Genomic DNA, 20,850 nt, shown 5'->3' on the forward strand with positions numbered 1-20,850 from the left:
GCCTTCAAATCGCCCATGACCGCCGCTTCGCCCTGGTGGACGCCTGACGTTCACGCCGACCGGCGCCCGCGCCTGATGCTGCGCAACGGCCTCACGGCCGCTCTGCGCGACTGGTTTGCCCGCAACGATTTCATCGAGGTGGAAACGGCGGCGCTGCAGGTCTCGCCCGGCAATGAGGCGCATCTGGCGGCTTTCGCCACGGAAGCGGTCGGGCCGGACGGCGCGCGTGCGCCGCTTTATCTCCACACCTCGCCGGAATTCGCCTGCAAGAAGCTGCTCGCCGCAGGTGAACAGCGCATTTTCAGCCTCGGTCCGGTCTACCGCAACCGCGAGCGCGGCCCCTTGCATCATCCCGAATTCACCATGCTCGAATGGTACCGGGTGGGCGAGACCTATGAGAGCCTGATGCGCGATTGCGCCGATCTGCTGGCGCTGGCCGCGACGCGGGCAGGGGCGGCGCGCCTTTCCTTCCGGGGCCGCGACTGCGATCCGTTCGCCGAGCCGGAACGGCTGACGGTGGCGGACGCCTTTTCTCGCCACGCCGGCATCGATCTCCTGGCCACTGTCGCCGCCGATGTCGGCACCGACCGGGACGCGCTGTACGCCGCCTTGACCAAGGCCGGCCTGCGCACGGCGCCCGACGACAGCTGGGCCGACCTGTTCAGCCGCGTGATGGTGGAAAAGATCGAGCCTAATCTCGGCCTCGGCCGCGCCACCATCCTGTGCGAATACCCGGTCGCCGAGGCGGCGCTTGCCCGGCCGAGCCCGCGCGACCCGCGCGTCGCCGAGCGCTTCGAGCTCTATTGCTGCGGCGTCGAACTCGCCAACGGCTTCGGCGAACTGACCGATGCCGAGGAGCAGCGACGTCGCTTCATCCTCGAAATGGACGAGAAAGAGCGCATCTATGGCGAGCGTTATCCGCTGGACGAGGATTTTCTCGCCGCCCTTGCCATCATGCCGCAGGCCAGCGGCATCGCCCTCGGCTTCGACCGCCTGGCGATGCTGGCCACCGGCGCCCAGAAAGTAGAGGACGTGATCTGGACGCCGGTCGCCGGCTCTTGAGCCACAGGCAGCGTAGTGCCCAACCTCAGTGCGCGAAAACCTGCTCCAGCGAGCGAAAACCCTTGAATTCCAGGGCGTTGCCGGAGGGGTCGCGGATGAACAGGGTCGCCTGTTCGCCGGGCTCGCCCTTGAAGCGGACCATTGGCCGTTCCAGCCAGTCTATGTCGTCGCGCGCTTCCAGCCCGGTCGCCAGGCGCCGCCAGTCGTCCATCAGCAGCACGGCGCCGAAATGCGGGATCGGCACCAGAATGCCGTCGACCTTGCCGTCGCTGGCGGCTTGCGCGGCCTGCGGCCGCAGATGCGCCGACATCTGATGGCCGTAAAGATCGAAGTCCACCCAGGTCGCCGACGAGCGGCCGATCGCGCAGCCCAGCACTTCGCCATAGAAAGTGCGGGTTTCATCGAGATCACGGACCGGGAAGGCGAGATGGAAAGGCGTCATGAAGGATGCTCCGTGCGGGCTGCGGGCTGATTTTGCGTCACAGGGTTCGCGACGGGAACCATGTGGCGATGCATTTTGATTGAAGCCTGTGCCATTGCACAAGCCGGACCGGAACAATAGATGGGGGGCGCGGCCGCAAGCTGGCCGCGACAAGCAGGATCACAGGCATGGCCGATACATCAGACGCTAAAAAACTGACCGACCGCGTCGCGTCGCTGGTCGAGGCCGCCAAGAAGGCCGGCGCCGATGCCGCCGATGCGGTTGCCGTGCGCGGCCGCTCCACCGGCGTGTCGGTACGGCTCGGCAAGGTCGAGGCCACCGAATCGTCGGAGGCCGAGGATGTCTCGCTGCGCGTCTTCGTCGGCCAGAAAGTGGCGAGCGTCTCGGCCACTGCCGCATCCGACCCGCGCGCACTGGCCGAGCGCGCCGTTGCCATGGCGAAGGTCTCGCCCGAGGATCCCAATCAGGGTCTGGCCGATCCGGCGCTGCTGGCGAGGCAAATGCGCGATCTCGACCTGTTCGACGCCACCGAAGTGTCGGCCGACCAGTTGAAGGAAGCAGCCCTTGCGGCCGAAGCGGCGGCACTTGCCGTCAAGGGCGTGACCAATTCGGCCGGCAGCGGCGCCAGTGCCGGGCTGGGCGGTATCGTGCTGGCCACCTCGCACGGCTTCATCGGCCACTATGTCGGCTCGCGCTTCTCGCGCTCGGCCAGCGTCATCGCCGGCGAGGGCACCGGCATGGAGCGCGACTATGAATTTTCCTCGCGCCAGCATTTTGCCGATCTCGACGCGCCGGAAGATATCGGCCGCAAGGCCGGGGAACGCGCCGTGCGCCGCATCGGCGCGCGCAAGGCGACGACCGGGCCGGTCGACGTGGTGTTCGACCCGCGCGTGGCGCGTGGCATCGCCGGCCATCTTGCCGGCGCCATCAACGGCGCGTCCGTTGCGCGCAAGACCTCGTTCCTGCGCGACATGATGGGCAAGCAGGTGGCCGCATCGGCCATCACCGTCACAGACGAGCCGCTCAGGCCGCGTGGCCAGGCCTCGCGCCCGTTCGATGGCGAGGGCGTCGAGGGCGAGAAGCTTCTCATGGTCGAAAAGGGCGTGCTCAACCACTGGTTCCTGTCGACCTCGGCGGCGCGGGAACTGGGATTGATCACCAACGGCCGCGGCTCACGCAGCGGCTCTTCCGTCTCGCCGTCCTCCACCAATCTCGCCATCGAGCCGGGCGAACGCTCGCCGGAGGATTTGATCAAGTCGCTCAAGAGCGGCTTCTACGTCACCGAAGTGTTCGGCCAGGGCGTCGACATGGTGACCGGCGAATACAGCCGTGGCGCTTCCGGTTTCTGGATCGAGAACGGTGAACTGGCCTATCCGGTCGCCGAAGTCACCATTGCCTCGAACCTGAAGACGATGTTCCTCAACATGGTGCCGGCCAATGACCTCGACCGCAATTTCGGCACCGCCGCGCCGACGCTCCTGATCGAAGGCATGACCCTTGCCGGAGCCTGAACTGACCGCTGCCCCCTCCGGCACCATTGGGGATCTGCCGCTGTTGCGCGATGCCGCCCGCGAGGCGGGCCTGATCGCCATGCAGTACTTCGGCAACAGCCCACAGGTCTGGATGAAGGGCGGCACCTCGCCGGTCAGCGAAGCCGATCATGCAGCGGACGCCTATCTGCGCGGCACGCTGCTGGCGGCGCGGCCGGATTATGGCTGGCTGTCGGAAGAGACAGTCGACGATCCGGCGCGGCTTTCAGCACGCCGCACCTTCGTCGTCGATCCGATCGACGGCACGCGCGGCTTCCTCGAGGGACAGCGCACTTGGTGCGTCAGCGTTGCCGTGGTCGAAGAGGGCCGCACGCTTGCCGGCGTGCTCGAATGCCCGGCAATGGACGAGACCTACTGGGCGCTGCCCGGCCAGGGCGCATTCCGCAACGGCAAGCGCATCGGCGTGCGTACGCTTGGCGACAAGGCCGAGATTTCAGGGGTGAAGCAGCTGATCGACCTGATGCCGGCCGGCTGGCAGAAGCGGCTGGTACGGGCGCCCTACAGCCCCTCGCTTGCCTATCGCCTGGCGATGATCGCCAACGGCACGCTCGACGCCACCTTCGTCAAGCCGAATGCGCATGACTGGGACATCGCCGCCGCCGATCTGATCCTGCGCGAGGCCGGCGGCCAGTTGCTCGACCCGCATGGCCGCGCGCCGCTCTATGCCGGCGAGGTGACCCGCCACGGCGCGCTCGCGGCCGGCAGCGGTGAGTTGCTGGCGGTGCTCGTCGATGTCATCGCCGGGCTGGACGCGTGAAAGCACATTCGCAGGTTCCAAAGTCGGCGGCTTTGGTCTAGACCTGTCACAAACTCACAATATGTGAAGGACCGACATGACCGCGGAAGACGGGAAGAAACAGCTTTTGCATCTGGTGTTCGGCGGCGAACTGAAGAAGCTTGGGACCACCGAATTCCGCGATCTCGACGGGCTCGACATTGTCGGTATCTATCCCGATTATCAATCCGCGCACACGGCGTGGAAGGCCAAGGCGCAAGCCAGCGTGGACAATGCCCATATGCGTTATTTCGTCGTTCATCTGCACCGTCTGCTGGACCCCGACAACAAGGCTGCCGGTTGACTTCGATGGAGCATGACCTGGCGAAAGGGCCAGCCAGCGACGCCGCGCCGACTGGCAGGGGCGGCAGCCGCGCGACCAAGACGTTCTGGCGCAAGGTGCGCGAGCCGCTCGCGCAGTCGCGATTCGTCAAGAACGCCATTGCCAGCCTGCTCGCACAGTTCGTCCGCCTGGTTCGCCTGACCAGTCCCCTGGTCGCCGGTTCGGCGCGCTTTTCGGGCGGCGCCTATGCCGAATTCGAGCCAGGCATCATCGCCCTGTGGCACGGCCAGCATCTTTTGACGCCGGCCTACTACCCCAAGCGCAAGCCGCTGGTCGCCATGGTGTCGCGCAGCGCCGATGCCGAGCTCAATGCGCTGATGCTGGAGAAATTCGGCATCGAGGCGGTGCGCGGTTCCGGTGGGCGCGACAATGCCCGGCATCTCGACAAGGGTGGGGCCAAGGCCTTGATTGCCCTCAAAAAGTCGCTCACCGCCGGCAAGAACGTCGCCATGATCGCAGACATTCCGCATGGCACGCCGCGCGACGCAGGGCTCGGTATCGTTCTCCTGGCGCGCCTCTCTGGCCGGCCGCTGCTGCCTGTCGCCATCGCCACCAGCCGTCGCAAGGTGCTGCAAAAGAGCTGGGACAAGACCACCATCAACCTGCCTTTCGGCCGTTCCGCCGTGACCATCGGCGCGCCGATCTTTGTCGCGGCCGACGCCGATGACGCCGAAATGGAGCGCAAGCGCCAGGAAATCACCACCGCTCTCAATGCCGCGACGGCCGAGGCCTACCGTCTCGTGGATGGCCGGCGATGAGCGGTCGCTGGGCGCGCGCCATGCTGACGGCATACCGTTTCGCCGGTGCCGCAGCCTATCCGCTGGTCGGGCCCTATGTCGCCTGGCGCACCTCGCGTGGCAAGGAAGACCGCCACCGTCGCCGCGAGCGCTACGGCGTCGCCGGCCGCCCGCGTCCCGAAGGGCCCGTGATCTGGATCCATGCCGCGAGCGTCGGCGAGACCATAGCCGTGGTGCCGCTGGTCGAAAGCATTCTCGACTACGGCGTCAACATCGTGCTGACAACCGGCACGGTGACATCGGCCCAGGTCGCCGACGAACGGCTCGGCGACCGCATCATCCACCAATATGTGCCGCTGGATCTTAAGCCGGCGGTCAGCCGGTTTCTCGATCACTGGCAGCCGGACCTGGCGATTATCGCTGAATCCGAGATCTGGCCGATGACCATCCTCGAGCTTGGCGCGCGCCACGTGCCGCAGGTACTGGTCAATGGCAGGCTGTCCGACCGCTCTTTCACTTCGTGGAAGAAACGCGCCAACATCGCCGAGGCGCTGTTCGAGAATCTCGCCCATGTCGTTGCCCAGTCCGATGTCGACGGCGAGCGTTTTCGCGCGCTTGGCGCCCGGCCGGTCACCGTTTCCGGCAACCTCAAGGTCGACACCAACCCGCCGCCGGTCGACGAACGGGTATTGGCCTCCTTGCAGCGGCAGATCGGCGGCCGCCCGACCTGGGCGGCAATCTCGACCCATGACGGCGAGGAAGTGGTCGCGGCGGAAGTCCATGCGACGCTGCACAAGCGTCACCACGGCCTGCTGACGATCGTCGTTCCGCGCCATCCCGATCGCGCGGAAAGCCTTGCCGCGCAGATTTCCGGCATGGGGCTGAAGGTCGCGCGGCGCAGCAAGGGCGACCGTATCGGGCCCGACACCGATATCCTGCTCGGCGACACGATCGGCGAGATGGGGCTCTATCTGCGGTTGACCGAAATCGCCTTCGTCGGCCGCTCGCTGACCTCCGAGGGCGGGCAGAATCCGCTCGAACCGGCCATGCTCGACACAGCGGTTCTGGCGGGCCGCAATGTGCAGAATTTCCGCGAGGCCTATCAGCGGCTGATCGACAGCGGCGGCGCCAAGCTGGTGCGTGATCGCGACATGCTGGCCGGCGCCGTCAACTTCCTTTTGACCAACGAAGTGGCGCGCCACGAGATGATGGCGGCAGGGGTGGCGACCGTGGACGAGATGCGCGGCGCGCTGGCACGCACGCTGAAATCGCTCGAACCCTACATCCAGCCGCTGGTCGTCAAGTCGCGCCTGAAGGGCGCCAACGGGCGCTAGCGTGGCCTCCGAAGCACCACCATTCTGGTGGGAAGAGCCGGACTGGAAAGTCCTGGCGCTGTCGCCGCTGTCGGCGGTCTATGCGATGGTCGCCGGGCGCGGCATGCGGCGGGCCAGGCGCGAGAAGATCGAGGCGCCGGTCCTATGCGTCGGCAATTTCACCGTCGGCGGCACCGGCAAAACGCCGGTCGCTATCGCGCTCGCCCAACAGGCCAAGCGCATGCGGCTGAAGCCCGGTTTCCTGTCGCGCGGCCATGGCGGCTCCTTCGCCGAGCCGCATGTCGTGGATGCCCATCACGATGCCGCCAAGCATGTCGGCGACGAGCCGCTGCTTCTGGCCGAACACGCGCCGGTCGCGGTGACGCCGAACCGCGCCGCCGGCGCCAGGCTGCTCATGGCGAAGCACGGCTGCGATTTCCTGATCATGGATGACGGCTTTCAGAGCGCGCGCATCCATATCGACTACGCGCTGATCGTGGTCGACGCCCGCTACGGCATCGGCAATGGCCGCGTCATTCCGGGCGGTCCGCTGAGGGCAAAGATCGTTGACCAGCTGGTCTTCACCAGCGGGCTGTTGAAGATGGGCGAGGGCACCGCCGCAGACGCCGTGGTGCGCCAGGCGGCGCGCGCCGGCCGGCCGATCTTCGAGGCGCATACCGAGCCCAGCAGCAAGGCCGGGCTTGCCGGCAAACGGTTCCTCGCCTTCGCCGGCATCGGCCATCCCGACAAATTCTTCGACACGGTGCGCGAGGCCGGCGGCGAGGTGGCCCTCTCAAAACCCTTTCCGGACCATCATTTCTACGCCGAGGACGAACTCGCCGAACTGGCGGTGACGGCGCGCGCCGAAGGCTTGGTTCTCATCACCACGGCCAAGGACGCCGCCCGGTTGCGCCACGGCGCCTCACAGGACTTTCTCGACAGGCTCGATGTGATGGAAATCGACACGGTTTTCGAGCTCGACCATGTGCCCGAACGCATCATCGAGGAAACGCTCGATGCCTGGCGGCAGCGCAAGCTGAGGGGTTAGCTGCGCTTGCGCAGCTCAGGATGCACCTCGATCTCGCGGCGCAGCGAAGCGGTGGCGTTGACGTAGGGCTCCTGCCTGGCGACGCTCCAGTATTTCAGCTCATCCAAGGGAATGTTTTCCCCGGTCACCGCGCAACGCACGAACGAGCCGGGGCTGGTGACCTGGAAATCGCCATCCAGGTAGCGGATGCGGGCTTCCTTGCCGCCCGGGCCTTCGAAACGGTTCATCATGCGGTGGTGCCGAGGTTCATACAGATTTCATCGCCACAAATCGCCGCCAAGGTCAAGCTTGCGACAAGCCTCGGACAATGCTGAGGCGCTAGGACAGGTGCGAAAAGCGCTTTTATCGGGGGCATGATGGATATTTCTTCCGCCCGCCTGGCTTCCTTGCTCAAGGAGGCGATGACGCCGCAACCCGTGCCGTCGGCGAAAGCCGATCCGGTCAGGACGGCGCTGGTCAGGGAACTGGTCCAGCCCGCCGCGCCCTCTTTGTTCGCCCAACGCACGGCGCCCGCTTTGTTGGCGATGCCGGCGGCGCCGATGGCCGTCAAATCGCAGCAGATTGCTTCTCCCGGCATCGTGGAGGCCTATCAGGCCCAACTCGACACACGCGACGAGGCGGTGTTGGCAACGACCGTGGCGAGGAGAACAGCGCCCGAAGCCGAAACGCAGCGCGGCGCCGTGCCGCCTTCGGTAACGGCCAATGACAACGCACCCGCCAGGGCCGCCGGGGTGTCCTTGCTGTCGTTTATCCCGCAGCAGGTTCCGGTGCCGCAAAACGCCGCCGCCATGGGGATGCCGTCGGGACGGCGAAGGCCAGCCAATCAATCTCACGCCGCCGCGACACCCAATCCCGAGGGCCTGCTGGTGAGGATCGGCTTTGTTTCGATCATAACCGGTTTGTTGGCAATGATGTTCGGATTCGTTCTGCTGCTGCTTCGCTGAACGAATCGGAGATAGGCCGGCAGACCTATCGCTCGGCTTCGATGAACGCCTCGATCTTGTCCGGCGCCAATCCGGCCTGCTGCGCGATACGGCGGGCAAGGTCGGCCGCTGCGGTGCGTGGCCGCCCCAGCGGCCGGTCGAGCCAATAGGACACTGGATTGAGCGCGGTGCGCTCGTCGACCGCGGTGATTCGGCCTGACTGCAACTGATGCCCGGTCAGCGGCGGACGCGCCAGCGCAATACCGAGCCCGTAGGCGGCAGCGTCGAGCACCAGATTGTAGTCCTCGAAGCGGCGATCTTGCGGACGTGGGCGATAATCCATGCCTTGCGCGGCGAACCAGGCGCGCCAGCCGGAGGCGTCGGAATCGTTGATCAGCGGGAATTTGAGCAACCGGGCCGGGTCGCCGCGACCGATCTCGCGAGCCAGTTCCGGTGACGCGACAGGAAAGACATGCTCCTCGAACAGCTGCACCGAGACGCGGCCGGGAATGCCGCCGCGGCCGCAGCGGATCGACAGATCGATGCCTTCATCGGCAAGGTCGGCCTGGCGGATGTCGACATCGAGCACGATGCGCAGCTTGGTGGGATTGTTTTCCAGTGCCGCCATGCGCGGCATCAGCCACAGCCCGCTCACCGAGGGGATCGAGGTCAGCCGCACCACCGCCGTGCCGCGCGGCTCGACCCAGCGGTCGGAATGGCTCGAAATCAGCGCGAAAGCCTCCGACGTGCGCAGATGCAGCCGGTTGCCTTCGATCGTCAGCGTTACGCCGCGCGCACCGCGATCGAACACTTTCAGGCCCAGCCAGTCCTCGAGCTTGGCAATCTGCCGGCTGATGGCTCCATGGGTGATGTTGAGCTTTTCAGCGGCCGCCGAAAAACTGCCGGTTCGCGCCGCCGCGTCGAAGGCACGCAGGGTTTCGAGCGGCACCATTGTGTCTGAGCTGTGATCCATAGTCACAGGTGATCCTCGATTTGGTCGTTTGTCAACAGGCGGGAAAAGGCGTTTTGTGGCCTCCAGGACGGGAACAGCATGAGGACGGTGAGATGAGCGCGATGACGGGCACGTTGAATCAGACACAGCGGATGGACACCACGGCCGCCATCGCCGTGGCGCTGACGGTGGTCGGCTGGGCCTCCGCTTTTCCGGCCATCCGCGCCGGCCTTGCCGCCTTCGGGCCGCTGGAACTGGGCTCCCTGCGCTTTGCCATCGCCGCGGTGCCGGCGGCGATCTTCCTTGCCGTCAAGCGCCCGGCACTGCCCAGGCTCGACGAGGTGTGGCGCCTCGTCTTTGGCGGGGCAATTTTCGTCGCGCTCTACACTGTCATGCTCAATTTCGGCGAGCTGACCGTCTCGGCGGGAGCCGCCGGCTTCATCATCAATGTCAGCCCGATCTTCACCGCCATCATGGCGATGGCGCTGCTCGGCGAGCGCTTTTCAAGGTGGGCCTGGGCTGGCACGGCGATATCCTTCGCCGGCATCGGCGTCATAGCAATGTCAGACGGACAAGGCTTGCATTTCAATGCTGGTGCACTGCTCGTGCTTGGCTCCGCGCTCTGTTCGGCCGTCAACACTATCGTCCAGAAGCCCCTGTTTGCCCGCCATCACCCGCTGACCATCTCGGCCTCGAATATGATTCTTGGCGCACTTTGCCTGTCCCCCTTTCTGCCGAGCGGTTTCGCGCAGGCAGCCGTGGCCAACACCGCCGGTCTCGGCGCCGTCATCTTTCTTGGCATCGTGCCCAGCCTGATCGCTTATGCCGCCTGGGCAACCGCGCTGTCGCGTCTGCCGGCCGCCCGTGCCTCCAACTTCCTCTATCTGGTTTCGCCTATGTCTGCCCTGATCGGCTTCTTCTGGCTGGGCGAAGTGCCGACGCTACTCGGCATCCTCGGCGGCGCGCTGGCACTCGGCGGCGTCATCGTAGTGAATTTGAAGCGTTAGACCAAAGGGTTGGCTGCCTTTCCCGAATCAAGACGAGAGCCGCGCCAGACCATCGATCAAGAGGATCGCCCGCGGGCCGCGTTATCGGCCGCGAAGGTGTATCGCGATGGAAGCGGAAATCGAATCGCCTGCCGTTAGATTGCACTGGCGCCGGACGTCGTCCTTCAGGGGCAAAAGGTAGCTTCCGCCCTTGGGAAACAGGGATGTGGCGAACATAAAGCCATCAATAGTCGCCTCGACAGGTATCACCCCCCAGCCATAGGTCGCGAACTTCGCGACTTTCTTGATCTCGTCGCAATGCTGCTCGGGTATCGGCGCGAAGAAGTATGGCGAAGGGCCCCTCCAGTGGATCACCTCGGCTTCGAACCGGAACCGGACCGTCTGTTCGCCGCCCACAGGCTTACCGCCGCCCGAACAGCCGCTCGATATCGGCCAGCTTCAGCTCGATATAGGTCGGCCGCCCGTGGTTGCAGGTGCCGGAACCGGGCGTCGCCTCCATCTGGCGCAGCAGCGCGTTCATCTCCTCGGCCTTGAGCAGCCGGCCGGAACGAACCGAGCCGTGGCAGGCCATGGTGGCGGCGATCTTGTCCAGCCTCTCCTTGAGCGTCTCGACCGTGTCGTTGTCGGCGATCTCGTCGGCGAGGTCGCGCACCAATTGCTGGACATTGGTTTCGCCCAGCATCGACGGCGTCTCGCGCACGGCAACGGCGCCCGGGCCGAAACGCTCGATGCCGAGGCCGAAGCGGGCGAGCGTTTCGGAATGCATGGCGAGCCGCTCGGCATCCTCTTCCGGCAGGTCGATAATCTCAGGCAGAAGCAGCATCTGCGAGGGCACGGGGCGCGAATGCAGCGCGTTCTTCAGCGCTTCGTACACCAGCCGCTCATGCGCGGCGTGCTGGTCGACGATGACGAGCGAATCCCTGGTCTGGGCAACGATGTAGTTCTCATGCACCTGGGCGCGGGCCGCACCGAGCACCGTGCCGAGCAGCGTCTCCGCCGCCTCGCTCTGCCCGGCGCGCGCATCGGCGCTGGCAAGCGGACCGGTATCGAAAGCCGCCTGGTCGGGTTCGCCAAAACCGCCATTCTTTGCGCTGGCGCGTTCGAAGCCCGCACCCTCGAATTGCATGTCGAGCGGCCGCTGCGGTGAGCGTGAGGGATCGAAACCGGTGGAGCCGGATGCATGGAATGCTGCTTCGTAGCTGCGATGGCCATTGGCCGGGCCGCCATGACTGTAGGGTGCGGCACCCGGCCGGAATGCCGCCATCATGCCTGCGGCTCCCGTCGTGGCCGAGCGAATGCCGGCATCGGCCAATGCCTGGCGTATGGCGCCGACGATCAGCCCGCGCACCAGGCCCGGATCGCGGAAGCGCACATCGGCCTTGGCCGGGTGGACATTGACGTCGACGATGGCCGGATCGAGCGAAAGAAACAGCACCGTCACCGCGTGGCGGTCGCGCGGCAGCACATCGGCGAAGGCGCCGCGGATGGCGCCGGCGATCAGCTTGTCGCGCACCGGCCTGCCATTGACATAGGCATATTGCTGCAGCGCGTTGGCGCGGGTGAAGGACGGGATCGACACATGGCCGGTCAGATGCACGCCTTCGCGCATCGCGTCGATGGCGATGGAATTGTCGGGAAATTCCGCCCCCATCACCTGGGCAACGCGGCGCAGGCTGCCTTCCGGACTGTCATGGGTCGCCGGCAATTCCAGGGTCGAGCGGTCAGAGCCGGCGAGCGTGAACCGCACGGCCGGAAAGGCGATGGCGATGCGTTTGACGACATCGCTGGTCGCCGAGCTTTCAGCCCGCTCGCCCTTCATGAATTTGAGCCGCGCCGGCGTGGCGAAGAACAGGTCGCGCACCTCGACCGTGGTCCCGCGATTGGCCGCCGCAGGCCTTACGGGCAGGACGCGGCCGCCCTCGATGCCGATTTCGGCGGCGCTGTCGCCTAACGCCGTGCGCGACCGAATCGACAGCCGCGACACCGAGCCGATCGAGGGCAACGCTTCGCCGCGAAAGCCGAGCGAGCGGATGTCGTTGATATCCTCGGCGAGCTTGGAGGTGCAGTGGCGCGCAATCGCCAGCGCCAACTCCTGTTGGGGGATGCCGGAGCCGTCATCGGTGACGCGGATCAGGTTCAGCCCGCCACCTGAGGTGACGATTTCCACGCGCGAGGCGCCGGCATCAAGTGCATTCTCGACCAGTTCCTTGACCACGCTCGCCGGACGCTCGATGACTTCGCCGGCGGCGATCTGATTGATCATCGTTTCGGAAAGCTGGCGAATGGGCATGGCGACAGTATAGGCGGATTCGTGTGGTGCCGGCGAGGGCGAACTGCGTGGGACCGTGAAACGGTTTTATGCCTGCGCGGCCAGCCAATCCCTGACCTTGCGGGCATTGTCGCTGAGTTCCCGGTTCTTCGGCCAGACGATATAGAAGGCTTTGCCGGTCTTGAGCACGTGGTCCGTCACCTGCACCAGAAGTCCCGTCGCCAGCAGCCGCTCGGCAAGGTGCCGCCAGCCGAGCGCGATTCCTTGCCCCTCCATCACGCCCTGGATGACCAGGCCATAATCATTGATGCGCAGGCCGCGTGCGGTGTCGCCGAGGCTGCCGCCGGCCGACTGGAACCATTCGTCCCAGCTCGCCGCCTCGCGATACGGCTCCTCGAGATGGATGAGACGGTGCGTCGCCAATTCCCCCACGGTCTTCGGCATGCCGAACTTGGCCAGGTAGCTGGTGCCGGCGACGGGGAAAATCTCCTCATCGGCAAGCGGCAGCGAATGGTAGTCCGGCCAGTCCCGGGGCTCGCCGCCGCGCACCGCCAGCGGGATGCCTTCGGCGATGATGTCGAGGTCGCGGTCGGCGGTCTGGATGCGCAGATCGATGCCCGGCAATTCGTCACGGAACTGCTGCAGGCGCGGCATCATCCAGAACGAGCCGAAGGCGGTCGACGCGGCAAGCGTCACATGGCCACCGGTCGCCTGCAGGCGGAGATCCTCGGCCGACTTGCGGATATGCGATAGCCCCAGCGAGACATCGGCGTGGAAGCGTTCGCCGGCTTCGGTCAGGCTGACCTGCCGATGGCGGCGCTGGAACAGCTTGGCGCCGAGCTGCTCCTCCAGCCCGCGCACCGCGTAGGAGACGGCGGCCTGCGTCATGCCGAGCTCGCGCCCGGCGGCGGTGAAGCTCGACAGCCGGCCGGCCGCCTCGAAGACGATCAGGCTGCCGGCGGAGGGCAGAAGGTGGCGCAGGCTTCGCATAAGCACAGCTTATACAGAAGATCAGGATTTTCCAGCGTCACAGCCATATTTCGGGTCGCTAACGTGGTGGCGGGAAGAAGGAGGCTCCATGAACGTACCGGCCGTCGAATTGACCGAACAGACCCACCGCCGCGGCGGTGGCCGTCTTGGCCGCAAGGCGCTCAGAAGCGCACCGATCGCTTCCTTTCCGACCTTGGTGCGCAACATCCCCGTCTATGAGATCGTGCCTGACGAGGCGGTGGAACTGATCCACGAGGAATCGCTCAAGATCCTCGAGGAGGTGGGCTGCGAATTCCGCGACGACGGCGCGATCGAGCTCTGGAAGGCGGCCGGTGCCGATGTCAGGGAGACGCGCGTCCGCATCGATCGCGCGCTGTTGATGGAACTCGTCTCGAAGGTTCCGTCGGAGTTCACGCTCAATGCGCGCAACCCCGAGCGCACGGTGCGCGTCGGCGGCAAGAACTCGATTTTCGTGCCGATGTATGGCGCGCCCTACGTCCGCGACCTCGACAATGTCAGGCGCTACGGCACGCTCGCCGACCTCAACAATTTCCACAAAATGGCCTATATGGCGCCGGCGCTGCATTCCTCGAGTTCGGTCATCTGCGAGCCGATGGAAATCGCGGTGCCGAAACGGCATCTGCACATCATCCACTCGGCGCTCAAGCATTCCGACAAGCCGTTCATGGGTATCGTGACGTCGAAGGAGCGTGCCGAGGACACGATGGCAATGGCCGGCATCGTCTTCGGCGAGGCGTTCGTCCGCGACAACCCTGTGCTGGTGGCAATCACCAACTGCAATTCGCCGCTGGTATGGGACGCCACCATGATCGACGCCATGCGGGTCTACGCGAGCCACAACCAGCCGCTGATCCTGGCGCCTTTCGCGCTGTGCGGCGCTTCGACCTCGGCTTCCGCCGTCGGCGCGGTGGCGCAGGTCAACGCCGAGGCGCTTGCCGGCGTGGCGCTGACCCAGCTTATCCGCCCAGGATCGCCGCAAATCTACGGCCAGTTCATGGTCACGGTCGACATGAAGACCGGCGCGCCGATGGGCGGCACGCCGGAAGCCGCCCAGATGATGTATCTGATGGGCGCGCTGGCGCGGAAATACCGGCTGCCGTGGCGCACGTCCGGCTTCCATGTCGGCTCGAAGCTGAACGACGCCCAGGCGGGATACGAATTGAACATGCTCATGCATGCCGCCATCCTGTCCGGCGCCAACTACATCTGGCATTCCGCCGGCTGGTTGGAGGCCGGCCTGACTTGCGGCTATTCGAAATTCGCCACCGACTGCGAACAGCTTGTCGGCTGGTACAAATACGCCGGCGGGGTGTCCTTCGACGATTTCAAGGAGGCCATGGCGGCGATCCGCGAGGTCGGACCGCAGGGCCATTTCCTCGGCACCCAGCACACGCTCGAACATTTCGAGTCCGCCTTCTTCATGCCCTCGATCATGGATTTCAACTCCTACGAACAGTGGAATGCCGAAGGGGCGAAGGACCATGACACGCGCGGCCGCGAGAAAGCACGCAACATGCTTGCCGATTACGAGGAACCGAAGCTCGACGTGGGTATTGCCGAAGGTCTCAGGGATTTGATAGCGCGGCGCGAGGAGAAGCTGCCGGATACGGTGAGTTGACCAAAGGGCGAAGACCCGACGGGAACCATAAGGGAGGAAGAAAATGACATTTTTCACAAGCAATGGCGACCGCGTCCCGAGCGCTATCGAGGCCATGGCGCAAGAGGCACGCGCCGGCCGCATGGACCGGCGTGAGTTCCTGGCGCTGGCGAGCGCCTTCGGTGCATCGACGGCTCTTGCCTATGGCATGATCGGCCTTGCCGCGCCGCGACAGGCCCTGGCCGAGGAGCCGAAGAAGGGCGGCACGCTGCGCGTCTCGATGTCGGTCAAGGCGCAGAAGGACCCGCGCACCTACGACTGGGTGGAACTGGCCAACATTTCGCGCAGCTGGCTGGAGCCGCTGGTGCGCTACACCAGGCAATTCACCTTCGAGCCGGTGCTGCTCGAAAGCTGGGATATCAACGACGACGCCACCGAATATGTCCTGCATGTGCGCAAGGGCATCACCTGGAACAATGGCGATGCCTTCAATGCCGATGACGTCGCCTACAATCTGGCGCGCTGGTGCGAAAAAGGCGTCGCCGGCAATTCGATGGCCGCACGCGTCGGCGCGCTGATCGACGCAAAAACCGGCAAGGCGCGGGACGGCGCGATCACCAAGGTCGACGACCACACCGTCAAGCTGAAGCTCAGTGAACCCGACATTTCGCTGATCCCGAACTTCACCGATTATCCCGCGCTCGTCGTCCACCGCAACTTCGATGCCGACGGCGCCGATCCGGTCAAGAAGCCGATCGGGACGGGTCCGTTCGAACTCGTCTCTTACGATGTAGGCCAGAAGGCGGTGGTGAAGCGCCGCGAGAACGGCAAATGGTGGGGTGGCGAGACGCCGCTCGACGGCGTCGAATTCGTCGACTACGGCACCGACTTCAATGCCACGGTGAACGCTTTTGATTCCGGCGAGATCGACCTCAATTTCGAGAGCCCGGCCGACTTCATCGACATTCTCGACAAGATGGGCCTGCAGAAATCCGAGGTCGCGACGGCAACGACACTGGTTGCCCGCACCAACATCACGCACAAGCCCTATGACGACAAGCGGGTGCGCAACGCGCTGCAGATGGCCGTCGACAACAATGCCGTCTTGCAGCTCGGCTATGCCGGGCGCGGCACGGTCGGCGAGAACCATCATGTCAGCCCGATCCATCCGGAATATTATCCCCTGCCCAAGAAGGAGCGTGACGCCGCCGGCGCCAAGAAACTGATGGCGGAAGCCGGTCAGGCCGACTTCGAGCACGAACTGATCACCATCGAGGACGATTGGCAGAAGAACACCGGCGACGCCATCGCCGGTCAATTGCGCGATGCCGGCATCAAGGTGAAGCGCACGGTGCTGCCGGGGTCGACCTTCTGGAACGACTGGACGAAATATCCTTATTCGATGACCATCTGGTACATGCGTCCGCTCGGCGTCCAGGTGCTGGCGCTGGGTTATCGCAGCGGTGAGGCGTGGAATGAGTTGGCCTATTCCAATCCCGATTTCGACGCCAAGCTCAAACAGGCGCTCTCGCTGATCGACGTCGCCAAGCGCAAGGAGGTGATGAAGGACGTCGAGCAGATCCTGCAGGACTCCGGAGTCATCATCCAGCCGTTCTGGCAGAAGCTGTATAGCCACACCAGCAAGAAGGTGAAGAACTACGGCGTCCACCAGACCTTCGAGATGGACCTCCAGAACGTCTGGCTCGACGGCTGAAAGGAGCCGGGCAGGGGCTTCATGAGCGGCAAAAAAGCCGGTATGCAGGATGCGTGGTGTTGATTGCTTCAAGCCATCAAAAGCCGGAGATCCTGCATGAGACGGACAGTGCTCCTTGCCGCCCTCGCGACAGCCTTGCCCGCGGCCGCCTTCGCCGGACCGGCGTCCGACGCCGTGAAGTTCTTCTATGTTCCGGCGGTCAAATTCGAGGCCGACGCACAATACCGGGATCGTTTCGTCGAGCCGGTGACGAAACTGTTCGATCTCAACGACCAGGCGACCAAGAAGAATCCCGACCAGGTCGCCTGCATCGACTTCGATCCCGGTCTTGATGCGCAGGATTTCGACCAGAAGACCGTCTCCAAAACCCTGAAATTGTCCGAGACGGTGGATGGCGACGCGGCACAAGTGGTGGCAAGCTTCAAGCTGTTTTCGGACGGAGACGATTCGCAACGCGAAATGCGCTGGTCGCTGAAGCAGGTCGACGGCAAATGGAAGGTATCGGACATTGCTTCGAAGACCAGCGGCTGGACGCTGAGCCAGCTCGAATGCATGGCGGGCCAAGATCCGGAGTGATGCCATGGGCGTTGGCCGTTCCGGCCGGGGGGGCGTCGAAACGGCGGAATCATGTCGCGCTCGGCATCTCCGACGCGTGAAGTTTTCTAAATTTCGTGGAATGCCAAGCGCTTCGAATGTAGTGTGAAGGCGATGTAACAATGGCATGATGGCGGTTGCGTAGCTTGGCGGATTGCCACGCGCACGAGAAATTCAAATCATCGATCCGGTTTTGACGTCACGTTGCTTTTGACAAGGCGAAGCGCTAGACTTCCTCCGCTTGGTTGTGAACGAATCTCTTGTTCAATTTAGGGGGAATGATCATGAAAATTCTAGGCTACCTATTATCATCGCTGTTTCTCGCTTTGGCGATGGCGGTGATCGCCACGCCGGCTTCCGCTCAAGCGACCCGGACCTGGGTTTCCGGCGTCGGCGACGACGCCAATCCGTGCAGCCGCACGGCGCCTTGCAAGACCTTTGCCGGCGCGATCTCGAAGACGGCTGTCAGCGGGGAGATCAACTGCCTCGATCCAGGTGGCTTCGGTGTGGTGACAATCACCAAGTCGATTACGATCGACTGTGTATATACGGAAGGCGGGGTTCTCTCCGCCGGAACCAATGGCGTCGTTGTCAACGCTCCGGCTGGAAGCGTTGTGCATCTCAGGGGGCTGGATATCGATGGCGTGGGCACGGGCGTAAATGGCGTGCGCTTTCTTGGTCAGGGCCAACTGCATATCGAGGATTCGATCATCCAGCGGGTCACCGGCCAGGGCGTGGAAGTCGCGCCGAACGGACCTACCGAAGTCTATATCAGCAATACCCGGATATCCGAGGCAGCCACGAATGGCATTCTGATCAAGACGACCGGCGCCGTTGGGATAAACGCTGCGTTCACGCGAACGGAGGTCACAAACAACGGCACCGGCATCACCGTCGATGGGACGGGTAACACCTTGGCCATAAATATGGCGTTGACAGCTAGCCTGGTCAGCGGGAACGGCGGCAACGGCGTGACCGTGAAGACGGTTGCCGCAGCCTCCCCGGTCCGCGCCACGGTAACAAATACGACGGTGTCATCCAATGCCGGCGTGGGCGTGAATGCCAATGGTGCGGCTGCCAGCGGCGCCGGCAGTTCGATCGTCACTCTTGGCGGATCGACCGTGTTCGCCAACTTAACCGGTGTCGGCGCTAGCGGATCGGGTGTGGTGCAGTCGTTCAAGAACAACATGATTTCCGGAAATGTCTCGGATGGCACGCCGCTGACGGCATTCCCTGGACCTGGAGGCGCTCCGCTGCAATAAGCGTTCTTGTTGCATGACAGATCATTCCACCGGGCCGTGCTCACTGTCCGGTGGACTGCAGTAAGACCTGAAGACCAAGCTTTCCACGGACTTTGGGCGTGCGTCAGCGAGAACAGTTCCAGGAAAGGTGTGTGCGGTTTTCCTGGGAAAAGCGCGTAGCGCTTTCCCCTGGGAACTGCGTCAAAACAAAGAGTTAGAGCAGTTCGCCGTTTCCGTGAAACGGTGAAAAGATCTAGCCACTTTGTTTCGGTGCTGCATGGCGCCGCGCTGGCAGCCTTCAGGCTGCTTAGCCGCACGGAACATCTTGAAACCCGATCGATCGCGTTCGCAGGCGACCGGCAATCAACCCTGAAGCGATTGCAGGATAAATGGAACCATACCGGCGCGGGGCTTTCCCTGATAAAAGCAATGATATGAAGGTCTGAGATAGGGACCGCCAAAGATTGCCTCGTATTCGCCGGCAAAAGCCTCCCACCTGTTTTTGCCCGAGGTCGCCACCGAATCATGGACCTGGTGAAACGTCCCCTCGCTGAGCAGGCAGACATTGCGCGCGTCAGGGCGCGTCACGTAGCGACGAAATATCTCGAGATTTGCCAAGCCGCCGCCTGGGGACGTGAAACGTTCGTCGAAGCCACCATGTCGGTCGAACGACGTGCGGCTTATCGAGAAAGAATTGCTTTCCGTGATGTCGCCGAAGAAACCATTGCTTGAGGATCCGGCGAGTACCGAAATCCCGAACAGCCCGTCCGCCTCGTCAGGCCAGCGCGCCGCACGGATCAATCCGTCTTCGATCTCTGCCCCATATCCTTCCGGCACCGACTCCATTTGCACCTTAGGACCAATGTGCCAGGCCAGAGAGAACACAAAGGCATCCTCCATCCGGTCATGAGCTTTTACAGTCTCCTCGATCAGCCGTTCGGAGAATATGCGGGCGCCATCGATGGCAAACAACAAAATCTCCCCTTTGGCGATTTCGCGGGCAGCCCAATTCAGAGCAAACACCGGGGATTGCCTGGGGTCTGGTGCTCTTACGATTTGCACATTTGGCGGCAGATTGTCGTATGTGAGCGGCGTGCTTGAACCGTTGTCGACAACGATGACTTCGTATTCATCCGACCTCAGTCCCTTCTGATAGGGAGCGGTCGCGGACAGGATCGTGCGGGGGGCCTCGCGCGCCATCTCGTAGGCACAGATGATGACCGAGAGGCGCGGCCTGCGCTGCGACAATGCCGGCGCCGCGCGCCGGTCCGATTGCATCGAAGCCTTGGCCGCGCGCTGTGCCGCGACGATCCCAAGATCGTTAGCCAACAGATCCGTGGCGCGTGGTTGCATGTGGTCGCGGATGGCTGCGACGGTTGGAAATGACCACTTCCCAGCCAGTATGTCGGCTTCGATGGCGCCATAGTTGGCGGTGAGCACGTTCGACGACGGATCGAGCCGGGTCACCAGGCCGAAACCCTTCATGTCGACATCATAAACTCGGATGTCCAGATCGGGCCGGTAGTGGCGAAGAATAGGTATTAGGCGATAGACATCACCAGTCCAGATAGTTGTGTTGCGTTGCCGTGATGCGTAATCCATGTGCTGGGGCAGCAGGTCATCAATGACAATGACGCTGTCTGGGCTGGCATGCTTCTCCAGATTCATGAAATCGCGCAGTGCGAATTCGACAAGATGCAACCCGTCGATGAACGCCAAATCGATGGGTGCCCCGAGAATTTGCGCCACGTCGTCGCGTGCGAAGAAACTGTCGCTCGTGGTGTTGAACAACCGCGTGGGGGCGGTCAACGCGACCTTGATCTCATAGTCGGGATCGATGCCGATGGCCGGGACTCTTGACAGAGCCAGGCTATAGCCCAGTCTGCAGCCGATCTCGCAATAGTTGGCCGGCCGAAGCGTTTCATGGGTTAGCCCCAAGGCGTCTAGATAGTTCAAGAGACGGTCTTCCTTGTTGACGGAACCTGCCAGGGTACTGGCACAATATACGCAAACCCGCCAGCCAGACATGGCTGTAAGTTTCTTGGTGCCGGCAGGCTTTGGGGTCGTTTGCGTTGCCGATGATCCTGATTCGCCGATGGTTCCGCTGAAATGATTGTTTTTGAACGCTCCGCGCGGGCAGCCGCGCGAACCGTGCGCCTCGACGTGCTTGTTGGCTTCCTCAAATTCTGCATCTTTGTGACCAGGTTTCGACGACCAAAGGCTGGACATTCCGCCGGCCTGAACGCATGACCGTTCGAAGCCTGGAGTGATG

At 63.8% G+C, this 20,850-nt stretch carries 21 protein-coding genes; 13 read left to right on the forward strand and 8 right to left on the reverse strand.

The genetic code is table 11. The annotated features are described in order from the left end of the window. Nucleotides 1-15: 15 nt before the first annotated feature. On the forward strand, nucleotides 16-1,062 hold the full coding sequence (gene epmA, locus ACLGL5_RS20325; RefSeq protein ID WP_069091898.1) for an EF-P lysine aminoacylase EpmA: 1,047 nt from the start codon (nucleotides 16-18) through the stop codon (nucleotides 1,060-1,062). A gap of 25 nt (nucleotides 1,063-1,087) precedes the next feature. On the opposite strand, the gene ACLGL5_RS20330 is transcribed toward epmA, so the two are convergent. Further along, on the reverse strand, nucleotides 1,088-1,504 hold the full coding sequence (locus ACLGL5_RS20330; protein ID WP_069091899.1) for a VOC family protein: 417 nt from the start codon (nucleotides 1,502-1,504) through the stop codon (nucleotides 1,088-1,090). Nucleotides 1,505-1,671: 167 nt separating this feature from the next. Here ACLGL5_RS20330 and ACLGL5_RS20335 point away from each other — a divergent pair, with 167 nt between their 5' ends. From ACLGL5_RS20335 to lpxK, 6 genes are all read left to right on the forward strand, one after another. Beyond that, a complete protein-coding gene (locus tag ACLGL5_RS20335) occupies nucleotides 1,672-3,015 on the forward strand; it encodes a TldD/PmbA family protein (protein ID WP_069091900.1) in 1,344 nt (447 codons plus the stop codon). Then, nucleotides 3,002-3,811: a 3'(2'),5'-bisphosphate nucleotidase CysQ gene (locus tag ACLGL5_RS20340; RefSeq protein ID WP_069091901.1), complete on the forward strand. Its 810-nt coding sequence runs from the start codon at nucleotides 3,002-3,004 to the stop codon at nucleotides 3,809-3,811. The genes ACLGL5_RS20335 and ACLGL5_RS20340 overlap by 14 nt, the downstream gene beginning before the upstream one ends. A gap of 76 nt (nucleotides 3,812-3,887) precedes the next feature. Continuing rightward, nucleotides 3,888-4,133 (forward strand): DUF4170 domain-containing protein, encoded by a 246-nt coding sequence (locus tag ACLGL5_RS20345; RefSeq protein ID WP_019857491.1) that lies wholly within the window; start codon nucleotides 3,888-3,890, stop codon nucleotides 4,131-4,133. 5 nt (nucleotides 4,134-4,138) lie between these two features. Next, a complete protein-coding gene (locus ACLGL5_RS20350; protein ID WP_069091902.1) occupies nucleotides 4,139-4,930 on the forward strand; it encodes a lysophospholipid acyltransferase family protein in 792 nt (263 codons plus the stop codon). Continuing rightward, on the forward strand, nucleotides 4,927-6,243 hold the full coding sequence (gene waaA, locus ACLGL5_RS20355) for a lipid IV(A) 3-deoxy-D-manno-octulosonic acid transferase (RefSeq protein ID WP_019857494.1): 1,317 nt from the start codon (nucleotides 4,927-4,929) through the stop codon (nucleotides 6,241-6,243). Before ACLGL5_RS20350 ends, waaA begins: the two co-directional genes overlap by 4 nt. 1 nt (nucleotide 6,244) lies before the next feature. Further along, entirely contained in the window at nucleotides 6,245-7,270 is a 1,026-nt protein-coding gene (lpxK, locus tag ACLGL5_RS20360) for a tetraacyldisaccharide 4'-kinase (protein WP_069091903.1), read from the forward strand. Here lpxK and ACLGL5_RS20365 read toward each other — a convergent pair. Together ACLGL5_RS20365 and ACLGL5_RS20370 are read right to left on the reverse strand one after the other, a co-directional pair. After that, the gene (locus ACLGL5_RS20365) at nucleotides 7,267-7,500 is read right to left on the reverse strand and encodes a DUF2093 domain-containing protein (protein ID WP_010915490.1); all 234 of its coding nucleotides are present in this window, start codon (nucleotides 7,498-7,500) and stop codon (nucleotides 7,267-7,269) included. The two genes, lpxK and ACLGL5_RS20365, sit on opposite strands and share 4 nt — an antisense overlap. Then, entirely contained in the window at nucleotides 7,497-7,820 is a 324-nt protein-coding gene (locus tag ACLGL5_RS20370) for a hypothetical protein (RefSeq protein ID WP_245307126.1), read from the reverse strand. The genes ACLGL5_RS20365 and ACLGL5_RS20370 overlap by 4 nt, the downstream gene beginning before the upstream one ends. On the opposite strand from ACLGL5_RS20370, the gene ACLGL5_RS20375 reads away from it, so the two are divergent. Further along, nucleotides 7,810-8,214 (forward strand): hypothetical protein, encoded by a 405-nt coding sequence (locus tag ACLGL5_RS20375; RefSeq protein ID WP_236952083.1) that lies wholly within the window; start codon nucleotides 7,810-7,812, stop codon nucleotides 8,212-8,214. The genes ACLGL5_RS20370 and ACLGL5_RS20375 overlap by 11 nt on opposite strands. Before the next feature lie 25 nt (nucleotides 8,215-8,239). Here the strand turns inward: ACLGL5_RS20375 and ACLGL5_RS20380 are convergent, their stop codons facing one another. Further along, on the reverse strand, nucleotides 8,240-9,166 hold the full coding sequence (locus ACLGL5_RS20380; protein ID WP_038646136.1) for a LysR substrate-binding domain-containing protein: 927 nt from the start codon (nucleotides 9,164-9,166) through the stop codon (nucleotides 8,240-8,242). A gap of 92 nt (nucleotides 9,167-9,258) precedes the next feature. On the opposite strand from ACLGL5_RS20380, the gene ACLGL5_RS20385 reads away from it, so the two are divergent. Then, nucleotides 9,259-10,152: a DMT family transporter gene (locus ACLGL5_RS20385; RefSeq protein ID WP_064984811.1), complete on the forward strand. Its 894-nt coding sequence runs from the start codon at nucleotides 9,259-9,261 to the stop codon at nucleotides 10,150-10,152. Between the two features lie 81 nt (nucleotides 10,153-10,233). Here the strand turns inward: ACLGL5_RS20385 and ACLGL5_RS20390 are convergent, their stop codons facing one another. The 3 genes from ACLGL5_RS20390 to ACLGL5_RS20400 form a co-directional block, all read right to left on the reverse strand. After that, nucleotides 10,234-10,548 carry a DUF1905 domain-containing protein gene (locus ACLGL5_RS20390; RefSeq protein ID WP_069091904.1) on the reverse strand — a complete coding sequence of 105 codons (315 nt, stop codon included), beginning with the start codon at nucleotides 10,546-10,548 and terminating at the stop codon, nucleotides 10,234-10,236. A 4-nt stretch (nucleotides 10,549-10,552) separates the two neighbouring features. Beyond that, nucleotides 10,553-12,442 carry a DNA mismatch repair endonuclease MutL gene (gene mutL, locus ACLGL5_RS20395; RefSeq protein ID WP_069091905.1) on the reverse strand — a complete coding sequence of 630 codons (1,890 nt, stop codon included), beginning with the start codon at nucleotides 12,440-12,442 and terminating at the stop codon, nucleotides 10,553-10,555. A 66-nt stretch (nucleotides 12,443-12,508) separates the two neighbouring features. Beyond that, nucleotides 12,509-13,411 (reverse strand): LysR substrate-binding domain-containing protein, encoded by a 903-nt coding sequence (locus ACLGL5_RS20400; protein ID WP_019857500.1) that lies wholly within the window; start codon nucleotides 13,409-13,411, stop codon nucleotides 12,509-12,511. An 88-nt stretch (nucleotides 13,412-13,499) separates the two neighbouring features. On the opposite strand from ACLGL5_RS20400, the gene ACLGL5_RS20405 reads away from it, so the two are divergent. The 4 genes from ACLGL5_RS20405 (at nucleotide 13,500) to ACLGL5_RS20420 (ending at nucleotide 18,599) form a co-directional block, all read left to right on the forward strand. Beyond that, nucleotides 13,500-15,050, forward strand: a complete 1,551-nt coding sequence (locus ACLGL5_RS20405; protein ID WP_494372752.1) for a trimethylamine methyltransferase family protein — start codon at nucleotides 13,500-13,502, stop codon at nucleotides 15,048-15,050. A gap of 43 nt (nucleotides 15,051-15,093) precedes the next feature. Continuing rightward, nucleotides 15,094-16,743: an ABC transporter substrate-binding protein gene (locus ACLGL5_RS20410; RefSeq protein ID WP_494372753.1), complete on the forward strand. Its 1,650-nt coding sequence runs from the start codon at nucleotides 15,094-15,096 to the stop codon at nucleotides 16,741-16,743. 96 nt (nucleotides 16,744-16,839) lie between these two features. Then, nucleotides 16,840-17,319: a DUF3828 domain-containing protein gene (locus ACLGL5_RS20415; RefSeq protein WP_019857504.1), complete on the forward strand. Its 480-nt coding sequence runs from the start codon at nucleotides 16,840-16,842 to the stop codon at nucleotides 17,317-17,319. A gap of 296 nt (nucleotides 17,320-17,615) precedes the next feature. Beyond that, a complete protein-coding gene (locus ACLGL5_RS20420; protein WP_083246711.1) occupies nucleotides 17,616-18,599 on the forward strand; it encodes a right-handed parallel beta-helix repeat-containing protein in 984 nt (327 codons plus the stop codon). A 342-nt stretch (nucleotides 18,600-18,941) separates the two neighbouring features. Here the strand turns inward: ACLGL5_RS20420 and ACLGL5_RS20425 are convergent, their stop codons facing one another. Further along, the gene (locus tag ACLGL5_RS20425) at nucleotides 18,942-20,807 is read right to left on the reverse strand and encodes a class I SAM-dependent methyltransferase (RefSeq protein ID WP_083246713.1); all 1,866 of its coding nucleotides are present in this window, start codon (nucleotides 20,805-20,807) and stop codon (nucleotides 18,942-18,944) included. Nucleotides 20,808-20,850: the final 43 nt, after the last annotated feature.

It is taken from the genome of Mesorhizobium sp. U510 (assembly GCF_059180695.1).

Coding starts and splice junctions, on each gene's coding strand:
- epmA (WP_069091898.1), top strand. CDS start 16: ATGACCGCCGCTTCGCCCTGGTGGACGCCTGACGTTCACGCCGACCGG.
- ACLGL5_RS20330 (WP_069091899.1), bottom strand. CDS start 1,504: ATGACGCCTTTCCATCTCGCCTTCCCGGTCCGTGATCTCGATGAAACC.
- ACLGL5_RS20335 (WP_069091900.1), top strand. CDS start 1,672: ATGGCCGATACATCAGACGCTAAAAAACTGACCGACCGCGTCGCGTCG.
- ACLGL5_RS20345 (WP_019857491.1), top strand. CDS start 3,888: ATGACCGCGGAAGACGGGAAGAAACAGCTTTTGCATCTGGTGTTCGGC.
- ACLGL5_RS20350 (WP_069091902.1), top strand. CDS start 4,139: ATGGAGCATGACCTGGCGAAAGGGCCAGCCAGCGACGCCGCGCCGACT.
- waaA (WP_019857494.1), top strand. CDS start 4,927: ATGAGCGGTCGCTGGGCGCGCGCCATGCTGACGGCATACCGTTTCGCC.
- ACLGL5_RS20365 (WP_010915490.1), bottom strand. CDS start 7,500: ATGATGAACCGTTTCGAAGGCCCGGGCGGCAAGGAAGCCCGCATCCGC.
- ACLGL5_RS20375 (WP_236952083.1), top strand. CDS start 7,810: ATGGCCGTCAAATCGCAGCAGATTGCTTCTCCCGGCATCGTGGAGGCC.
- ACLGL5_RS20380 (WP_038646136.1), bottom strand. CDS start 9,166: ATGGATCACAGCTCAGACACAATGGTGCCGCTCGAAACCCTGCGTGCC.
- ACLGL5_RS20385 (WP_064984811.1), top strand. CDS start 9,259: ATGAGCGCGATGACGGGCACGTTGAATCAGACACAGCGGATGGACACC.
- mutL (WP_069091905.1), bottom strand. CDS start 12,442: ATGCCCATTCGCCAGCTTTCCGAAACGATGATCAATCAGATCGCCGCC.
- ACLGL5_RS20400 (WP_019857500.1), bottom strand. CDS start 13,411: ATGCGAAGCCTGCGCCACCTTCTGCCCTCCGCCGGCAGCCTGATCGTC.
- ACLGL5_RS20405 (WP_494372752.1), top strand. CDS start 13,500: ATGAACGTACCGGCCGTCGAATTGACCGAACAGACCCACCGCCGCGGC.
- ACLGL5_RS20410 (WP_494372753.1), top strand. CDS start 15,094: ATGACATTTTTCACAAGCAATGGCGACCGCGTCCCGAGCGCTATCGAG.
- ACLGL5_RS20415 (WP_019857504.1), top strand. CDS start 16,840: ATGAGACGGACAGTGCTCCTTGCCGCCCTCGCGACAGCCTTGCCCGCG.
- ACLGL5_RS20420 (WP_083246711.1), top strand. CDS start 17,616: ATGATCATGAAAATTCTAGGCTACCTATTATCATCGCTGTTTCTCGCT.
- ACLGL5_RS20425 (WP_083246713.1), bottom strand. CDS start 20,807: ATGTCCAGCCTTTGGTCGTCGAAACCTGGTCACAAAGATGCAGAATTT.